The sequence below is a fragment of the Ruegeria sp. YTSC106 genome (assembly GCF_059609765.1).
Genome location: NZ_JBXWMI010000008.1, coordinates 179,437 through 197,319, shown reverse-complemented (window position 1 = coordinate 197,319; position 17,883 = coordinate 179,437). Strand labels below are relative to the sequence as shown.

Below are 17,883 nucleotides of genomic sequence, written 5' to 3'. Positions count from 1 at the left end.
CCGCCTCCACCGCCAAAGCCGCCGCCAGAGCCACCTGAGCCGCCTCCACCGCCAAAGCCGCCGCCAGAGCCACCTGAGCCGCCTCCACCGCCAAAGCCGCCGCCAGAGCCACCTGAACCGCCTCCACCGCCAAAGCCGCCGCCAGAGCCACCTGAACCGCCACCGGAGCCGCCTCCGCCGCCACCTCCACCGGGCAAGCTCCAGTTTCTCTGTTGGTTTTGCGTATCGATCAGGCAATCCTTGCCATTTGGTGCTCCACCGATTTCGAACAATCGGTGCACTCCACCATTTCCGTTTGAGACAAAGGGTGAAAAGCTTAGATGAACGCCTCTGCGAGACTTGTTCCAAGTGTCCACCGTTGTGTTGCCTTGCGCGGCTTCCAAACGAAAACCGCCTTGCTCAGTCGCAGACAACCAAACGGAGGATGCTGAATCACGCGTGCGTCCGATGTAAAGCAACTCACCTAAAGAACCGCACTGCTGCGCCATCACTTCAGCTGCGAAACTGGAAGTTGCGAAAAATGTCGCTGCCAGAAACCTAACTGAACGCAGTCGCCTTTGGGTTGACCTTTGCATATCTCAATCTCGCACCGTTTCGTGGCATTGGGGGCAAGCATTCAGACCTGCTGGCGGATAAACAAGGGTATTGGGTTCGTCTCATAAACAAATATTCGAATGTTGCGATTCAGAGACGGGGAATCGAGGGCAGCCCGCAGGCGCCGGTCAAGCAGATTGCCTTAGCCTTGCAGAACGATTGCTACAATTCCAGTTTCTAACCGCATCGCCGAAGGCTTCGAACAGGGGGCGCGAGACCGGATCATTGATCGCGTCCCATTCCGGGTGCCATTGAACCGACAAGGTAAAGCCGGGCGCATCCTTGATGTAAATCGCCTCGGGCGTCCCGTCCGGTGCATGGCCATCAATGACCACGCGCTGCCCAATCGTTTTGATGCCCTGACCGTGCAAGGTGTTGGTCATGACCTCGGCTGCGCCGAACAGTTTGTGAAAAACGCCTCCGTTTTCCAGTGTCACAACATGACGCAGAGCAAACTTTTCCTCCAGGGTTCCATCGGGCGGCATCCGGTGGTTCATCCGCCCCGGCAGATCGCGTATCTCGGGATAAAGCGTTCCGCCCATGGCAACGTTGACTTCCTGAAACCCCCGGCAGATGCCCAAAAACGGCGTACCCCTTTCAACGCAAGCGCGAACCAGCGGCAGAGTTATGGCGTCTCGTGCCCGGTCGAATTCGCCGTGTGCATCGGTTGCAGGTTCACCGTATTCTTCCGGATGCACGTTCGGGCGACCGCCAGTCAGCAGAAAGCCGTCGCAGACCTCCAGCAACTCATCGACCGACACGTAACGCGGATCTGCCGGTATCAGCAGCGGCAGACATCCTGACACGTTGGCCACGGCATCCGAGTTCATCGTTCCCCCAGCATGTGTGGGGTATTGGTCGTTCATGAGATACGAGTTGCCGATGATACCGACGACAGGCCGAGACATTCCGCTTTCCCTGCTGTTGTTATGACTGTCAAGGAAGCTAGCGGCAGCAGTTTTAACGTGCAAGAATACACGCCCTGCATGAAAGCGCAGGGACGTGTTCGAACACGCACTGTATGTCCTGATCTTTCCTGATTAATCGGAATTATTTCCCGAAAATAAGCAAAAAGAAGGAATATATCCACACTTCAACTGGAAAGACGCATAAATACAACGCTCTTGTTAAATCTCGCCGATCAGGCCAGCTGCCTCAATTCCCACCATTGCGGCCAGCGCATCATTGTCAGATGTGTCGCCGGTAACCCCCACGGCGCCGATCACGGCCCCCTTGCGATCACGCAGCAGAACTCCGCCCGGAACCGGCACGACCTGACCACCATAGACGCCATTCACAGAGGCCATGAAATAGGCCTGTGCTTCGGCGCGCTGCATCTGCGCGGTGCCCGCCATTCCCAGCATGACCGACCCATAGGCCTTGCCCTGCGCAATCCCGAAACGGCCCGGTGCAGCACCATCCTCGCGCTCAAACGCAATAACGTGCCCACCGGCATCCAGCACTACAACAGAGAGCGGCTTCAACTCCATCTCGTGGCCCTTTTCCAGAGTTTTGCGGATAATGGTGCGGGCTTTGCGTAGGGAAATTGACATCTGATGGTCCTCTTGTCGGATTGGAGTTCGAAAAAGCCCTCAAACGACCCGCCTGAGAGCCTTGATTGGGATTATCTTTGGCTGGCTTTCAACTCCAGCCGGCGCGCATGCAGGACCGGCTCGGTATAGCCCGAGGGCTGAACCCGACCCTTGAACACCAGATCGCATGCCGCCTGAAAGGCGATGCCGTCAAATCCCGGAGCCATCGGGGTGTAACCCGGATCGTTTTCGTTCTGGCGATCCACAACGGCGGCCATCTTCTGCAGAGCAGCCATTACCTGGGCTTCATCCACGATGCTGTGATGCAGCCAGTTGGCCAGCGCCTGCGACGAAATCCGGCAGGTCGCGCGGTCTTCCATCAGGCCGACATCGTTGATGTCAGGGACCTTGGAACAGCCCACGCCCTGATCGACCCAACGCACGACATAGCCCAGAATACCCTGCGCATTGTTTTCAAGTTCACGCGTGATTTCTTCGTCACTCAGGTTGCGTCCAGCCAGCAAAGGGATGGTCAAGAGATCCTTCAACGTGCCACGCGCACCCCCTGCCGCCAGCTCGTCCTGACGGGCCAGCACATCGACCTTGTGGTAATGCGTTGCATGCAGGATCGCGGCCGTGGGCGACGGCACCCAGGCACATGTCGCTCCGGCCATCGGGTGGCCGATCTTGGCCTCAAGCATATCGCCCATGCGATCCGGCATGGCCCACATACCCTTGCCGATCTGCGCCCTGCCCTTCAAACCACAGGCCAGACCAATATCGACATTGCGATCTTCGTAGGCCGCAATCCATGGCGTATTCTTGATGTCGCCCTTGGGCAGCATCGGACCCGCCTCCATCGAGGTATGTATTTCATCGCCGGTCCGGTCCAGAAAACCCGTGTTGATAAAGGCAACCCGTGATTTTGCAGCGCGAATGCACTCTTTGAGGTTGACCGAGGTGCGGCGTTCCTCATCCATGATGCCCAGTTTCACGGTATTGCGCGGCAGGCCCAGAATGTCTTCGACCATGTCGAATATCTCGACCGAGAGCGCGACTTCCTCGGGCCCGTGCATCTTGGGCTTCACCACATAGACAGAACCTTCGACAGAATTGCCCCCGTCTTGCTTCAGGTCGTGCATGGCGATCAGGGTGGTACACAGTGCATCCATCAAACCTTCGCCGATCTCGCGCCCTTCTGCGTCAAGCACGGCCGGGTTGGTCATCAGGTGACCAACGTTGCGCACAAGCATCAAGGACCGGCCTTTCAGCCTGGCCTGATCACCCGACGGAGTGGTAAAGCTCAGGTCCTCTGCCAGCTTCCGAGTGAACGTGGTGCCGCCCTTGGTGACCTCTTCGGTCAGGTCGCCATTCATGAGGCCCAGCCAGTTGCCATAGGCCACAACCTTGTCGGCAGCATCGACGCAGGCGACCGAGTCTTCACAATCCATGATAGTGGAAAGCGCGGATTCCAACCGGACATCTGCAATGCCTGCGGGATCGGTCGCGCCTATGTTGCTTGTGGGGTCGATCATGATCTGGATGTGCAGACCTTTGTTTTTCAGAAGCACAAAGTCGGGCTTGTCCGCCGCGCCGCCAAACCCGGCAAATTGAGCAGGATCGCGCAGCGCAGGGGTCAACGCAACGTCGGTGATACCCAATTCGGTGACATCCGCCCATGATCCCGACGCCAGAGGCACAGCATCATCCAGAAACGCCTTGGCCCATGCGACCACCCGCGCGCCGCGCGCCGCATCGTAGCCACCGCTTGCCGGCAGATCACCCATTGCATCCGTTCCGTAAAGCGCATCATACAGGCTGCCCCAGCGCGCGTTGGCCGCGTTCAGGGCAAAGCGTGCGTTGGTAATCGGCACAACCAGTTGCGGACCTGGGGTCAGGGCGATCTCGGGGTCGACATTGGCCGTTTCAATCTGGAACTCGTCGCCTTCTTCAACCAGATACCCGATCTCTTTCAGGAAAGCCGCATATTCAGCGGCATTGGTGTTCTGCCCCTTTCGGGACATATGCCACCCATCGATGCGGCTTTGGATCTCGGCCCGTTTGGCCAGCAACTCACGGTTTTTCGGTCCCAGTTCGCTCACCATCCGCGCCATGCCAGCCCAGAACTTCTGCGAAGAGACGCCCGTGCCCGGCAGCGCCTGCGTCTCGATGAACTCAGCCAAAACCGGATCGATTTGCAGTCCGCTCAGGGTCTGTCTGTCCGTCATTTTCCTGCTCTCCTGCGATTGTGCGCCGTTGTATGCATCGTGACTTAGGCGGAAAGTTTCCGATAGGCAACTTTCATCCCGTCATTTGGGGCATTCGCTTCAGCTTGAAGCTGTTTCAAAAACCACAAGGCAATGGCGGGGGCCGGTTGCAGCGCCCGAACGAAGCCCCTAACGTCGCGCAAGTCCCGAACAGATACGAGGCCCAAGATGCGCGACGCTGCCCCCACCACGATCTACCTGAAAGACTACACACCGTTTGGCTACCTGGTGGACAGCGTGCACCTGACCTTTGATCTGGCCGCGCACGCCACGCGCGTCACCTCGCGCATTGCGTTCCGGCCCAATCCCGACGCCACTGACCGCACATTCTTTCTGCACGGGGAAGAACTGAACTTGATCCACGCCGCCATTGACGGTGCCGACGTCGAGCCAGACGTGACCGACAAAGGACTAACCGCGGATGTCCCCGACGCGCCGTTCCTGTGGGAATCCGAGGTGGAAATCGACCCCGGCAACAACACCGCGCTGGAGGGTCTGTACATGTCGAACGGGATGTACTGCACACAGTGTGAGGCGGAAGGTTTCCGGAAGATAACTTTTTATCCTGACCGGCCGGACGTGATGTCCACGTTCACCGTGCGCATTAATGGTGACTTGCCGGTTTTGCTGTCGAACGGCAACCCGTCGGGCAAGGATGAAGGCTGGGCCGAATGGGTCGATCCATGGCCCAAACCTGCCTATCTGTTCGCGCTGGTCGCCGGTGACCTGATCGCACATCCCGGTCAGTTCACCACCAATTCGGGCCGAAACGTTGAGCTGAACCTCTGGGTTCGCCCGGGTGACGAGGGCAAGTGCGCCTTTGGCATGGAGGCTCTGAAAAGATCGATGAAATGGGACGAAGACGTCTATGGCCGCGAATACGATCTGGACGTGTTCAACATCGTCGCCGTCGATGACTTCAACATGGGCGCGATGGAGAACAAGGGGCTGAACATCTTCAACTCGTCCGCCGTTCTCGCCAGTCCCGAAACTTCGACCGACGCCAATTTCGAACGAATCGAGGCGATCATCGCGCATGAGTATTTCCACAACTGGACCGGCAACCGCATCACCTGCCGCGACTGGTTCCAGCTGTGCCTCAAGGAAGGTCTGACAGTATTCCGGGATGCGCAATTTACCTCCGACATGCGCTCGGCCCCGGTGAAACGCATCCACGATGCCATAGACCTGCGTGCCCGGCAGTTCCCCGAGGACAACGGTCCGTTGTCGCATCCTGTGCGCCCAGAAAGCTTTCAGGAGATCAACAACTTCTACACCGCTACCGTCTATGAGAAGGGTGCCGAGGTCATCGGCATGCTGAAACGGTTGGTCGGGGATGCGGCCTATGCCAAGGCGCTAGACCTCTATTTTGAACGCCATGACGGTCAGGCCTGCACGATCGAGGATTGGCTGAAGGTTTTCGAAGACACCACCGGGCGTGATCTGACACAATTCAAACGTTGGTACAGCCAGTCGGGCACTCCGCGCGTCAGGGTCGAGGAAGACTGGGCCGACGGCACGTATACTCTCACGCTGAAACAGCGAACCGACCCCACGCCGGGACAGGATGAGAAACTGCCGCAGGTCATCCCCGTCGCAATTGGCTTGCTTGGACCCAACGGCGATGAGGTTCACGCGACCGAAGTGCTGGAACTTGCACAGGCCGAACAGAGCTTTGAGTTCACCGGCCTAACGGCGAAACCCACGCCCTCGATCCTGCGCGATTTCTCGGCACCTGTTATCCTGGAGCATGACCAATCGAACGCGGAGCGCGCGTTTCTTCTGGCGCATGACACGGACCCGTTCAACCGATGGCAGGCTGGACGAGATCTGGCACAGGACACCCTGATGCGGATGATCCTGGAGGATGCGGCACCGGATACCGATTACCTTGACGGAGTGTTGGCCGTGCTGCGCAATGACGAACTTGACCCGGCCTATCGTGCGTTGATGCTGGGATTGCCGACACAGTCGGAATTGGCAGCAGCCCTGCATGACCGCGGTCAAACGCCCGACCCTATGGCGATCTGGGCCGCGGTGGAAACGCTGCGACAGGCAACTGCCCAGAACGTACAGGATTTGCTGCCCCGCCTGGATAGTGAGGCTTTGGTGGACGGTCCCTACAGCCCAGACGCCGAACAGTCCGGCAAACGGGCACTTGGCAGCGCCGCGCTGGCACTGACCTCTCGTCTGGACGGCGGGGCGATGGCGGCTGAGGCGTATGACAAGGCAGACAACATGACATTGCAACTGACTGCATTGTCTTGCCTTCTTCGCGCCCGCAAAGGTGAGGCTCAGTTGGCTGCCTTCCACGACCAGTGGCGGCACGACCGACTGGTGATGGACAAGTGGTTTGGCTTGCAGATCGCAATGGCGGCACCAGAGGCGGCAGCCACAACAGCCGCGACTCTGACCAGGAATTCAGATTTCAACTGGAAAAACCCGAACAGGTTCCGCGCCGTCATGGGCGCCCTGGCGATGAACCACGCAGGGTTCCACCAGCCGGATGGTGCCGGGTATGCCCTGCTGGCAGATTGGCTGATCCGTCTGGACCCGGTGAACCCACAGACCACTGCTCGAATGTGCTCTGCGTTCCAGACCTGGAAACGGTATGATGAAGATCGTCAGGCCCTGATGCGTGCGCAGCTTTCCCGCATTGCGGAAACACCGAACCTGTCGCGGGACACAACCGAAATGGTGTCCCGCATCCTCGGCGCATGACGCCTTACAGCTTCGCCCGTAGCAACCGGAACTTAAAAACGCTGGCCATCCTGGCCAGTGTTTACGTGGCGTTGCTGGCATTGGTTGTCCTGTTTGACACGGCCTGGTGGATCGCCGGGCTGCTTTCGTTGGCCACCTTGCCCGCACTTTGGGACTTGGTTCAGAACACCGGCGCGGGCATGCACGTGGATCAGGATGCAATAAGCTGGTTCACGGGAAATCGACAGGGAGAGATCGCATTGCGCGACATCGACCATTTCCGCTTTGACACCCGTTGGGATTTCTCCGTTCGTGTGTCGATTGTTCTGCATTCCGGTAAACGAATCCGTCTGCCGGATGAGTCGCGTCCGGCGCATCGGGATTTGGAAACCCTTCTAAACCAAGCCGGAATTCGCGTAGAACGGCATCATTTCACCGTTTTCTGAAACACTGGACCTTTGAAGGGTGAATTGGACACTAAAAAGGAAAACTATTCGGCAATATACTTGATTTGAACCCGATATCCCGCCAGACTTCGGTGTCAGTTATCAGTTTTTTCAGTTTTGAGTTTCGCCATGTTTCGGTCGCTAAGGGCACTGTTCGCCCCATCCACAGCCAGTCCTACAAATACTTCAGCAGACCTGTGCGCGACAAAATCCGCGCTGGCGGCAGCCTTGCCCGAGCAGGGCCAGCTCAATATTCCTGTCGCAAAAACCGGCAGCGACGATCTGATCGGACATTCCACAATCGAACATGGCCGTTACCTGACCCGGCAGGACCGCTGGACGGAATTGTCGGAAAAGATGCGCGTGGCTGATCAGGATCGCGCCGCTGTTTCAGATGGTATGCCGGTTGCCGATCTGTTGGCGTTCGGCGCCAGATCTGACGTGGTCCTGGCTGCTGAACATGCGCTTTCGGATGGCAACGCCATCTCGGATTACGACCTGTTGGGCGGCATCTCGGAACTTGAAGGCGAGATGGCGGACAACCCCGATGATCCAATGATCGCCACCGTCGTAGCCCTTGCCCATATCGATCTGGCATGGGCTTGGCGCGGCACGGCCTCGGACACGACGCTGCCACCCTTGCACCGGTCACGCTGCGCCGCTCATTTTGACCGCGCCGCAGCGATCCTGCCTAAGTGCAGGAAAAACGCCCCCGACAGCCCCCTGATTGCAGCGGCCCGGTGTGCATTACTGGCTGGTCAACGCAAATCCAACGCGCGGGTGTCTGACGAATATGAACGCCTGATCACTCTGGATCCACACAATCAGCGCCACATGCGAGCCATGGGCAGCCACCTTCTGCCCCGCTGGTTCGGCAGTTACGAAGAGCTGGAGCTGCAAGCCTTGCGCACGGCCGCCAGAACACAGGATATCTGGGGCGCGGGCGGATACACATGGGTTCAGTTTGACGCCCTCGCACTGGACGACGAGGCCTGTGCCCGCGTTGATATAGAGTATTTTCTTGAAGGTCTGCGCGATATCGTGCGCCTGCGGCCCGATCAGCAGATGATTAACATGCTATCATCTTACTGTGCGATCACCGTCCAGAACGGCCAGGGTCTGAACGATCAGGCTGACCTTGTCCGGTCTCAGATGCGCGACACGGCAAATTGGCTAATCCGAGATCATCTGACAGAATTGCACCCCTTGATCTGGGCGCACGCGGCCAACGGGTTCAACAACTCTGTCCGCATCAACTCACCCGAACGATTTGCTGCGCGCGGTCAGCGCGATGCCTTGCGCGCGATCTCGGATCTGTTTCGGGAAGAACTGCGCAGCGGTATGGATGTGACATTTACACCATCGGGTCTGCAGTTTTCCCAGAACTGAACACGACAGGATTCCCCCTTGCCCCTTGGCCCTGCCGGGCCTAATACGCAGGCTTAGACTTCTGCGGAAATGAGGCGCGCCATGCTCGATCTGACATACGAAATGCCCAAACCCAAAACCATTGCCGGGGCCAAGCACGATTGGGAACTGGTAATCGGGATGGAGGTGCATGCTCAGGTCTCATCCAATGCCAAACTGTTTTCGGGTGCATCCACCCAATTCGGGGCCGAACCGAATTCAAACGTGGCCTTTGTGGACGCGGCGATGCCGGGGATGCTGCCGGTGATCAACGAATACTGCGTGGAACAGGCGGTGCGCACCGGGCTGGGCCTGAAGGCGAATATCAACCTGAAATCAGCCTTTGACCGCAAGAACTACTTCTACCCCGACCTGCCGCAAGGATATCAGATCTCCCAGCTTTATCATCCGATTGTGGGTGAAGGCGAAGTGCTGGTCGAGATGGGGGACGGCACCGCACGAATGGTGCGGATCGAGCGTATCCACATGGAACAGGATGCGGGCAAATCGATACACGACATGGACCCGCATATGTCTTTCGTCGACCTGAACCGGACGGGCGTTTGCCTGATGGAGATCGTTTCGCGTCCCGATATTCGCGGCCCCGAAGAAGCCGCTGCCTATATCGCCAAGCTGCGCCAGATCATGCGGTATCTGGGCACCTGCGACGGGAACATGCAAAACGGCAACCTGCGCGCCGACGTGAACGTCTCGATCTGTTTGCCCGGTGCGTATGAGAAGTATCAGGAAACACAGGACTTTTCGCATCTCGGCACACGTTGCGAGATCAAGAACATGAATTCGATGCGCTTTATCCAGCAGGCGATCGAGGTCGAAGCCCGCCGACAGATCGCCATCGTCGAAGGAGGAGGCACCGTCGAGCAGGAAACGCGTCTGTATGACCCGGACAAGGGCGAAACCCGTTCCATGCGGTCAAAGGAAGAAGCGCATGATTACCGTTACTTCCCCGACCCTGACTTGCTGCCGCTGGAGATCGAACAGACTTGGGTTGATGATATCGCCGCCAAACTGCCGGAATTGCCCGACGACAAAAAGGCGCGCTTCATCAGCGAATATGGCCTGACCGATTACGATGCTTCGGTTCTGACCGCCGAGGTGGAATCCGCCGCCTATTTTGAAGAGGTCGCAAAGGGCCGCAATGGCAAACTGGCTGCGAACTGGGTCATCAACGAACTGTTCGGTCGGCTGAAGAAAGAAGACCACGACATCACCGATTCACCCGTGTCACCAGCACAATTGGGGGGGATTATCGACCTGATCTCGTCGGATGCGATCTCGGGCAAGATTGCCAAGGATCTGTTCGAAATCGTTTACACAGAAGGCGGTGATCCGGCGCAGATCGTTGAAGATCGTGGCATGAAACAGGTGACCGACACCGGTGCCATCGAAGCCACTTTGGACGAGATTATCGCCGCCAACCCGGCACAGGTCGAGAAGGCCAAGGTGAACCCGAAGCTTGCGGGCTGGTTCGTGGGCCAGGTCATGAAAGCGACCGGCGGCAAGGCCAACCCGAAAGCCGTCAACGAACTGGTCAGCAAGAAGCTGGGGTCGTAAACCTTTCATTTTGTACAAGCCTGCCAGCAATCTTTGGCGGGTTTGTGCAATGGAAAACATCGCGATTTCTTGTGTTTTGAGGTCAAGCCTTCGGCTTGACTTCCCCCTGTTTGCGCTCTTTCTTCCGTTCCAGAGAGGTGCGCCATTATGCAAGACAGATTTGATCAGGAACTTGAAGACCGGCTGGTGCGTTATGCCGCCATCGACAGTCAAAGTGACGAGACATCCCCATCGACACCGAGCACTGAGATCCAGTTCAACATGCTGAACCTGTTGCGCGATGAACTGACCGGGATCGGCGCGCAGGATGTGAAGATGACAGGCGACAGTGTGGTTGTCGCGACCATTCCCGGAACAGCACCGGGTCCGACCGTGGGTTTTTTGGCTCATGTCGATACGGCTCCTCAGTTTAACGCGACCGGCGTCAAGCCGCGGGTGATCAAGGGGTATAACGGTGGCGATATCACCTTCCCCGACAACCCGGAACTGGTTCTTTCCCCGGACGAAAACCCCTATCTGGCCGAAAAGATCGGCCATGACCTGATCACCGCATCGGGCACGACTCTGCTGGGTGCGGATGACAAGGCCGGTGTGTCGATTCTGATGACCATGGCACGGCACTTGATCGAAAATCAGGACATCCCACATGGCCCGATCCGCATCGCGTTTACTCCGGATGAAGAGATCGGCCGGGGTGTCACGGAGCAATTGCCCAAGGATCTGGGAGTGGATTTTGCCTATACGCTGGACGGGCAGCAAGCGGGTGAGATCGAGTACGAAAGTTTCTCGGCCGACCGCGCCGTGATCAGGATCGAGGGCGTTTCGATCCATCCCGGGCTGGCCAAGGAAAAGATGGTGAATGCCACGCATCTGGCGGCGAAGATCGTGCAGACATTGCCTCAGGCCACCATGACGCCCGAAACCACAGACGGGCGCGAAGGCTTCATCCATGTCACGGACATGAACGGCGGATCATCCGAGATGGAGATCAAGCTGATCCTGCGTGATTTCGAGATGGACGGGCTGGAGGTGCAACGGGACATCGTGCGTCAGGTCTGCGCCGCCGTGCAGGCCACGGAATCGCGCGCATCCATCACCTGCGACATCAGCCACCAGTACCGCAACATGCGTTATTGGCTGGAAAACAACATGACCCCGGTCGAGCTGGCGCGGGATGCGTGTCGCGAGTTGGGGATTGAACCGCTTTCCATACCGATCAGGGGCGGCACGGACGGATCGCGCCTGACCGAATTCGGCACCCCCTGCCCCAACATCTTCACCGGGATGCAATGCGTCCACGGCCCGTTGGAGTGGATTTCAGTGCAGGACATGGCGCTGGCGACGGAACTGTGCCTGTCGGTTGTGACCAAGGCAACACAGGCTGAAGCGAATGGACCGAGCTGAATTCCGCCAGATGGGCAACGGCCCTTTCACCCGGGGGGCAGCGTGTTAAGTTGGCGCGGAAACGCATTTAGGAACAGTAGATGAAGCGCTACGAATACAAGGTCATCCCCGCCCCGCAAAAAGGTGTCAAAGCCAAAGGCGTGAAAACGGCTGAGGGCCGCTTTGCCGTCTCGGTCGAGCAACTGCTGAATCAGATGGGTCAGGATGGCTGGGAATACCAGCGGGCCGAGCTGCTGCCCAGCGAGGAACGCTCGGGTCTGACCGGATCGACCACGAACTGGCGCAATGTGCTGGTGTTTCGCCGCGTGGTGGAAGAAGAAGTCGATGCCTCGTGGGTCGGTGCAGCACCTGAGATGGATGACACCCCACTGGCCCAGCCGATCCCGGGCCCCGACGAGGTGCAGGCACCGAAACCAATTGCAGCAGAGGCGGACGAGCCTCCTTTGTCGTTGAAGCGGACTGATGACGCACCTGATGCAAGCGGCACGTCGAAAACATAGTCTTGGTGACTGGTACGGCCGCCGGACCGAATGCAATCGGCCTGTGGCCTTGTGCAGAACGTCCGTTTTTGCCCTGACGTTCGTCAAGTCGATCCGGGTACGGCCCGTGTCTTCATAACCATATTGGCAAGCAATAAGGGCTATACCCTCAGGGAATCTGTGGCATGTTAGCCGGATATTCTGGAGGGACATCGAAATGGCTATTCGGCAGACACAAGGGCGGGCACGCCTGTATGACAGCATTCTCGACACGGTCGGTGACACGCCGTGCATTCGGGTCAACCGGATCGCGCCAGAGCATGTGACCGTCTATGTAAAGTTCGAGGCCTTCAACCCGGCAGGCTCGGTCAAGGACAGGCTGGCGTTGAATATCATCGAGGCAGCAGAACGGGACGGGCGGCTGAAACCCGGACAAACCGTTGTCGAAGCGACCTCTGGCAACACCGGGATCGGGCTGGCCATGGTATGCGCGGCCAAGGGATACCCTCTGGTCGTGACGATGGCCGAGAGCTTCTCGGTCGAGCGGCGAAAGCTGATGCGGTTCCTGGGCGCGAAGGTTGTTCTGACGCCAAAGGCGCAAAAAGGGTTCGGCATGTATACCAAAGCCAAGGAACTGGCCGAGGAAAACGGATGGTTCCTTGCCAGCCAGTTTGAAACTTCTGCCAATGCCGATATTCACGAAAACACGACGGCGCGGGAAATTCTTGCCGATTTCGAAGGGCAACGACTGGATTATTGGGTGACGGGCTATGGGACCGGCGGCACCGTTTCGGGTGTTTCACGTATATTGCGGAAAGAGCGTCCCGAAACAAAAATCATACTGACCGAACCGGCCAACGCAGCCATCGTGTCATCGGGTTACGTCAACACCCGAAACGATGATCACCAGCCGACCGAAAGCCATCCAAGTTTCGAACCCCATCCGATTCAAGGCTGGACACCGGATTTCATCCCGTGGGTCCTGCAGGAAGCCATCGACAATTCCTACTATGATGAGCTGATCCCCATTCCCGGGCCAGAAGGGATAGAATGGTCTCGCCGGCTTGCCTCGGAGGAAGGGATTTTCACAGGGGTTTCAGGCGGGTCAACCTTTGCGGTGGCCATGAAGTTGGCGGAATCCGCGCCGGAAGGGTCCGTTATGCTGGTCATGCTGCCGGACACCGGCGAGCGTTACTTGTCGACCCCGCTATTCGAGGGAATCGAAGAGGGCATGACGGAGGAAGAATATTCCATCTCGGCATCGACGCCGTCCGCACAGATGAAGGCGGACTGACACGCAAAGATCATCAGTCACCAATATCCAGAGCCAGCGCGTGGATGCGCGGCACGATGTCGCCGAGCGCCTTGTGTACGGCACGGTGGCGGGCGACGCGGGATTTACCTTCAAATGCGCTGGCACGGATGCGGACGTTGAAGTGACTTTCGCCGCCTTCCTGATAGCCCGCATGGCCCCTGTGGCTTTCGCTGTCGTCGATCACTTCAAGCTCGCGCGGATCAAAGGCGGCTTGCAGGCGGGTTCGGATTTCGTCTGTCACACTCATTTTTTCGCTCAGCGGCAAAAATATTGCCGCACCCCTCTTCTACTTTCGGCTGCTTAGATTAAACTGCTGCCTCCGAGTCGAAAAGACGCGTTCTTGAGGATTAGAGCATGGCGAAATCAGACCCCTTCGGATTCGATATGTCCGTTTCCAGCGCCAAGAAGAAGAACCCGCGGGGTCGTCGAGGCATGTCAGGTGCGTCCGAAACCTCTGTCCGGGTTTGTGATCACGAGGGATGTGAAGAGCCGGGTAAGTTCCGCGCGCCGAAGGCACCTGATGTCCTGGATGATTTCTTTTGGTTCTGTCAACAGCACGTGCGGGAGTATAACCAAAAATGGAACTTCTTTGACGGCACCACCGAGGCCGAATTGAACGCGCAGCGATCAAAAGACAAAGTGTGGGAGCGCGAGACCAAGCCGATGGGCGACCCCGAAGCGCGCGCTTGGGCCCGTTTGGGGATCGAGGATCCGCATCAGGTGCTCGGCGCCAACAGCACGCAGAACAAGGGCCGCAACACGGGTGGCGGACGCCGCCTGCCGCCGACCGAACGCCGTGCGATCGAGATTCTCGAGGCAAATGACGGCTGGACCAAGGCTGAAGTCCGCAAGGCATACAAGAAACTGATCAAAGTGCTGCACCCGGACATGAACGGTGGCGACCGCTCGCAGGAAGAACAATTGCAAGAGGTCGTCTGGGCCTGGGATCAGATCAAGGACAGCCGGAACTTCAAGTAACGGTCACAGCTTTCCCTGCTTTACTCCGCGGCACGCTCAACCTGAATGGTTGGGTGCCGCGGATGACACAACCTGAAACAACTGCGCTATTTCGGTGCGGAAATCTGTTTCAATCCCCGTGAAAGTGGTGGAGGATTCGGGCAGGTATTTTCAGGGATCAGCTACATTGCGCACGACCATTTTCCTGTTGCTCGTCTCGCTATGCGGGCTCATCGCTGCCAGTTTCATTCCGACTGATGCCGATTGGCTGTTCCTTTTGGCGTTGATTTGCGTGATGGCCAGCGCAATCCTTTTCGTAAGGGCCTGGTTCAGGTGGCGCAGGGCCAATACATGGATCATCGTGGACGGGTCGAACGTCATGCACTGGAAAGAAGGCACCCCGGATCTGGGCACGTTGAAGAAGGTCCTTGAGACTTTGAAGCAAGCCGGGTTCAAACCGGGCGTCATGTTCGATGCGAATGTCGGGTACAAGGTCGAAGGTCACTATATGAACGACCGGACGCTGAGCCGCGCCCTGGGCTTGCGCGCCAAGCAGGTCATGGTCGCCCCCAAAGGCACGCCAGCGGACCCGCTGATTTTGCAGGCGGCGCGGGACAGCAAGGCACGCATCGTCACAAATGACAGGTTTCGGGATTGGGTAGACGAGTTTCCGGATGTGTTGAACGCGGATCGCCTCGTGAAAGGCGGCTTTCGCAAAGACCAGCTTTGGTTTTCGCTGTAGGCAAGCGACGGTCGATGCAAGGCAGAAACGCGCAAGGCCATGAAAATGGCGCTGCGTCCTGAAGTAGCCCATGGCAATCGATCCGAGAAAACACATTTGAAGGAACTTGCTGAGACAAAGGATCAGACCAGAGTCAGTTCGAATTTCAACTATTCGGATTTTTGTCCGGGTATGAGCTTCGCAATGCGATTGCTTCCCGGCGCTTCAAACAACTTAAGCGAGTCTGTTGCGACTCTGCAGTGCCGTCACGCAATTCGGGGAACAGTGCGAGCAGTTCTTCAACGTCCTCACGGCGAAAAGACTTCAGCGCCATATCACCCAGAAACAAGCTTTCGGTTGGCAATCCGTTCGACATCAGTATGGCGTGGCGACTGCAGGCAATATGGTAGTAAGTGACGCACTCATTGGATCGAACCCGATGAATGGTTTTGTCGTTGATCAGATGAACTGCTGCGGTGAAGATTTTTGCCTCTCCAAACAACAATTCTGCGCGCCACCCTTCCAGAACAATTCTGTGTTGCGGGGAAACGTACAAATCACGGCTAGGCAAGTTTTTTCCTATCGCTCCTTTTTCGATGCAAACGGGCCTCAATTGCGGGTTACGTTTCAAATCTTCCGCCTTCAGAGTCCTTTTTCCGATCCACTTAACTGGAAGAATTTCCCCACTGGAAGCACGCACTTTATCCCCAACTGATAGTTCCTCAACAGCGCGATAGCCCTTTTCAGTTTCGATCAGCGTACCCTTCACGAAACACGGTACTGTTCCGGCCGGAAGAGCGACGGTCACGATGAGAGAGTCATTGTTACCGTTACCGGGACCTGTCGACGCGAATACCTCGACGGTCAGTTGCGTGTTTGGAGGAATAACAACACCAGAGGTCAGATCGACAGTCAAAACGCCGTTCGGTGAAATCGAAACGGAATAATCACTTGGGGCCAGTCCTCCTGTCCCTGAAACAATCACATTCCACGAAGCGCCTGCTTTGGTGGCCGTGTATTGCTGCATAACGGAAGACGATCCACTTGGGATGGCAATCGAAGAGGGACCCTGAATTGTTAGCGACATTCGAACCTCTACCGTTTAACACCAAGCCGAAAGCTACTTATGCGCAGACAATGAAATAGTTTAACTCGATGAATTCTCAAATTGCAATTTGAGCAATTCAGAAATTGGATGACCTACGCCTCACGTTGGAAATTGCACCATCTGAGATCTGCGTAGCGAGCCGCGAATATCGGAGCGTAAGGTAGCCCGGTGTCAATAAGGCCAGTTTCAAAGAAACACCCGCCTAAGTTCGCACACGCGCCTCTTTCCCTTGCCCTTGCCCGCAATATGTTGCACCACACACGGGTTCAAACCCGGCAAGGCGGGGCAAAGGATAAGGACAAGGCGCATGGCTGACGGATCGATCGATATCAACGCAAAACCTACCGAGGATATCTCGGTCCGTGACGTGTTCGGCATTGACAGCGACATGGCGGTCAAAGGTTTTGCCGAGCGCAGCGACCGAGTGCCGGCCATCGACCATACCTACAAGTTCGATCCGGAAACCACGCTGGCGATTCTGGCGGGCTTTTCCCATAACCGTCGTGTCATGATCCAAGGGTATCACGGCACCGGCAAATCGACCCACATTGAACAGGTGGCCGCCCGTCTGAACTGGCCTGCCGTACGTGTGAATCTGGACAGCCATATCAGCCGGATCGACCTGATCGGCAAGGATGCGATCAAACTGCGCGACGGCATGCAGGTGACTGAGTTCCACGAAGGCATCCTGCCCTGGGCGCTGCGCAACCCGGTCGCCATCGTGTTCGACGAATATGATGCGGGCCGCGCCGACGTGATGTTCGTGATTCAGCGCGTGCTGGAGCATGACGGCAAGCTGACCCTGCTGGACCAGAACGAGATCATCACGCCGAACCCGAATTTCCGCCTGTTTGCCACTGCCAACACGGTCGGTCTGGGCGACACGACGGGTCTGTATCACGGCACGCAGCAGATCAACCAGGCGCAGATGGACCGCTGGTCGCTGGTGTCGACCCTGAACTACCTGAGCCATGATGCAGAGACGATGATCGTTCTGTCGAAGGCGCCGCATTACAACACCGCAGAGGGCCGCAAGACCGTCAGCCAGATGGTCACCGTCGCCGACCTGACCCGAACCGCCTTCATGAATGGCGATCTGTCCACCGTCATGAGCCCGCGGACCGTCATCAACTGGGCCCAAAACGCCGAGATCTTCCGCAATGTGGGCTATGCGTTCCGCCTGTCCTTCCTAAACAAGTGCGATGAGTTGGAGCGTCAGACCGTGGCCGAGTTCTATCAGCGCTGCTTCGATGAGGAGTTGCCTGAGAGTGCCGCGAGTGCAAGCTTGGGGTAAGCACCCAAATTGCGCCCGTTCCGGGCGCAATGCCTCCGGCGGGGATATTTTGGGCCAGATGAAGTCGGATCCGTTACAGTTTTC

The 17,883-nt window shown here is 57.5% G+C and carries 16 protein-coding genes; 10 read left to right on the top strand and 6 right to left on the bottom strand.

All coding sequences use genetic code 11. The annotated features are described in order from the left end of the window. From AC2FEB_RS13340 to AC2FEB_RS13325, 4 genes are all read right to left on the bottom strand, one after another. Positions 1–190 (bottom strand): hypothetical protein (locus AC2FEB_RS13340; protein ID WP_496884102.1); only part of this gene is annotated, 190 nt, incomplete at its 3' end. Positions 191–722: 532 nt separating this feature from the next. Next, entirely contained in the window at positions 723–1,502 is a 780-nt protein-coding gene (locus tag AC2FEB_RS13335) for a gamma-glutamyl-gamma-aminobutyrate hydrolase family protein (RefSeq protein WP_117868362.1), read from the bottom strand. A gap of 219 nt (positions 1,503–1,721) precedes the next feature. Beyond that, positions 1,722–2,147 (bottom strand): GlcG/HbpS family heme-binding protein, encoded by a 426-nt coding sequence (locus tag AC2FEB_RS13330; RefSeq protein WP_117868361.1) that lies wholly within the window; start codon positions 2,145–2,147, stop codon positions 1,722–1,724. Positions 2,148–2,218: 71 nt separating this feature from the next. Next, the gene (locus tag AC2FEB_RS13325) at positions 2,219–4,354 is read right to left on the bottom strand and encodes a malate synthase G (protein WP_117868360.1); all 2,136 of its coding nucleotides are present in this window, start codon (positions 4,352–4,354) and stop codon (positions 2,219–2,221) included. A 207-nt stretch (positions 4,355–4,561) separates the two neighbouring features. Between AC2FEB_RS13325 and pepN the strand changes: the two genes are divergently transcribed. From pepN to AC2FEB_RS13290, 7 genes are all read left to right on the top strand, one after another. Then, positions 4,562–7,114, top strand: coding sequence for an aminopeptidase N (gene pepN, locus AC2FEB_RS13320; RefSeq protein ID WP_496675679.1), 2,553 nt, complete (start codon positions 4,562–4,564; stop codon positions 7,112–7,114). Then, positions 7,111–7,539, top strand: a complete 429-nt coding sequence (locus AC2FEB_RS13315; protein ID WP_117868358.1) for a hypothetical protein — start codon at positions 7,111–7,113, stop codon at positions 7,537–7,539. The genes pepN and AC2FEB_RS13315 overlap by 4 nt, the downstream gene beginning before the upstream one ends. A gap of 129 nt (positions 7,540–7,668) precedes the next feature. Beyond that, a complete protein-coding gene (locus AC2FEB_RS13310; RefSeq protein WP_496884101.1) occupies positions 7,669–8,928 on the top strand; it encodes a hypothetical protein in 1,260 nt (419 codons plus the stop codon). Positions 8,929–9,009: 81 nt separating this feature from the next. Continuing rightward, a complete protein-coding gene (gatB, locus tag AC2FEB_RS13305; protein WP_117868357.1) occupies positions 9,010–10,521 on the top strand; it encodes an Asp-tRNA(Asn)/Glu-tRNA(Gln) amidotransferase subunit GatB in 1,512 nt (503 codons plus the stop codon). A 147-nt stretch (positions 10,522–10,668) separates the two neighbouring features. Continuing rightward, a complete protein-coding gene (gene pepT, locus AC2FEB_RS13300) occupies positions 10,669–11,925 on the top strand; it encodes a peptidase T (protein ID WP_117868356.1) in 1,257 nt (418 codons plus the stop codon). A gap of 80 nt (positions 11,926–12,005) precedes the next feature. Beyond that, positions 12,006–12,425 (top strand): DUF4177 domain-containing protein, encoded by a 420-nt coding sequence (locus AC2FEB_RS13295; protein WP_117868355.1) that lies wholly within the window; start codon positions 12,006–12,008, stop codon positions 12,423–12,425. Between the two features lie 196 nt (positions 12,426–12,621). Continuing rightward, entirely contained in the window at positions 12,622–13,698 is a 1,077-nt protein-coding gene (locus AC2FEB_RS13290; RefSeq protein WP_496884100.1) for a PLP-dependent cysteine synthase family protein, read from the top strand. Between the two features lie 13 nt (positions 13,699–13,711). Here the strand turns inward: AC2FEB_RS13290 and AC2FEB_RS13285 are convergent, their stop codons facing one another. Beyond that, positions 13,712–13,966 (bottom strand): BolA family protein, encoded by a 255-nt coding sequence (locus AC2FEB_RS13285; protein ID WP_117868353.1) that lies wholly within the window; start codon positions 13,964–13,966, stop codon positions 13,712–13,714. Between the two features lie 107 nt (positions 13,967–14,073). Between AC2FEB_RS13285 and AC2FEB_RS13280 the strand changes: the two genes are divergently transcribed. Both AC2FEB_RS13280 and AC2FEB_RS13275 read left to right on the top strand, forming a co-directional pair. Next, complete coding sequence (locus AC2FEB_RS13280; RefSeq protein ID WP_117868352.1) at positions 14,074–14,697, top strand: J domain-containing protein; 624 nt, start codon at positions 14,074–14,076, stop codon at positions 14,695–14,697. 166 nt (positions 14,698–14,863) lie between these two features. Then, the gene (locus tag AC2FEB_RS13275) at positions 14,864–15,418 is read left to right on the top strand and encodes an NYN domain-containing protein (RefSeq protein WP_254683774.1); all 555 of its coding nucleotides are present in this window, start codon (positions 14,864–14,866) and stop codon (positions 15,416–15,418) included. Between the two features lie 145 nt (positions 15,419–15,563). Here the strand turns inward: AC2FEB_RS13275 and AC2FEB_RS13270 are convergent, their stop codons facing one another. Beyond that, positions 15,564–16,484, bottom strand: a complete 921-nt coding sequence (locus AC2FEB_RS13270; protein ID WP_117868351.1) for a Hint domain-containing protein — start codon at positions 16,482–16,484, stop codon at positions 15,564–15,566. A gap of 328 nt (positions 16,485–16,812) precedes the next feature. On the opposite strand from AC2FEB_RS13270, the gene cobS reads away from it, so the two are divergent. Next, positions 16,813–17,799 (top strand): cobaltochelatase subunit CobS, encoded by a 987-nt coding sequence (gene cobS, locus AC2FEB_RS13265; RefSeq protein WP_117868350.1) that lies wholly within the window; start codon positions 16,813–16,815, stop codon positions 17,797–17,799. The last annotated feature ends 84 nt before the right edge of the window (positions 17,800–17,883 follow it).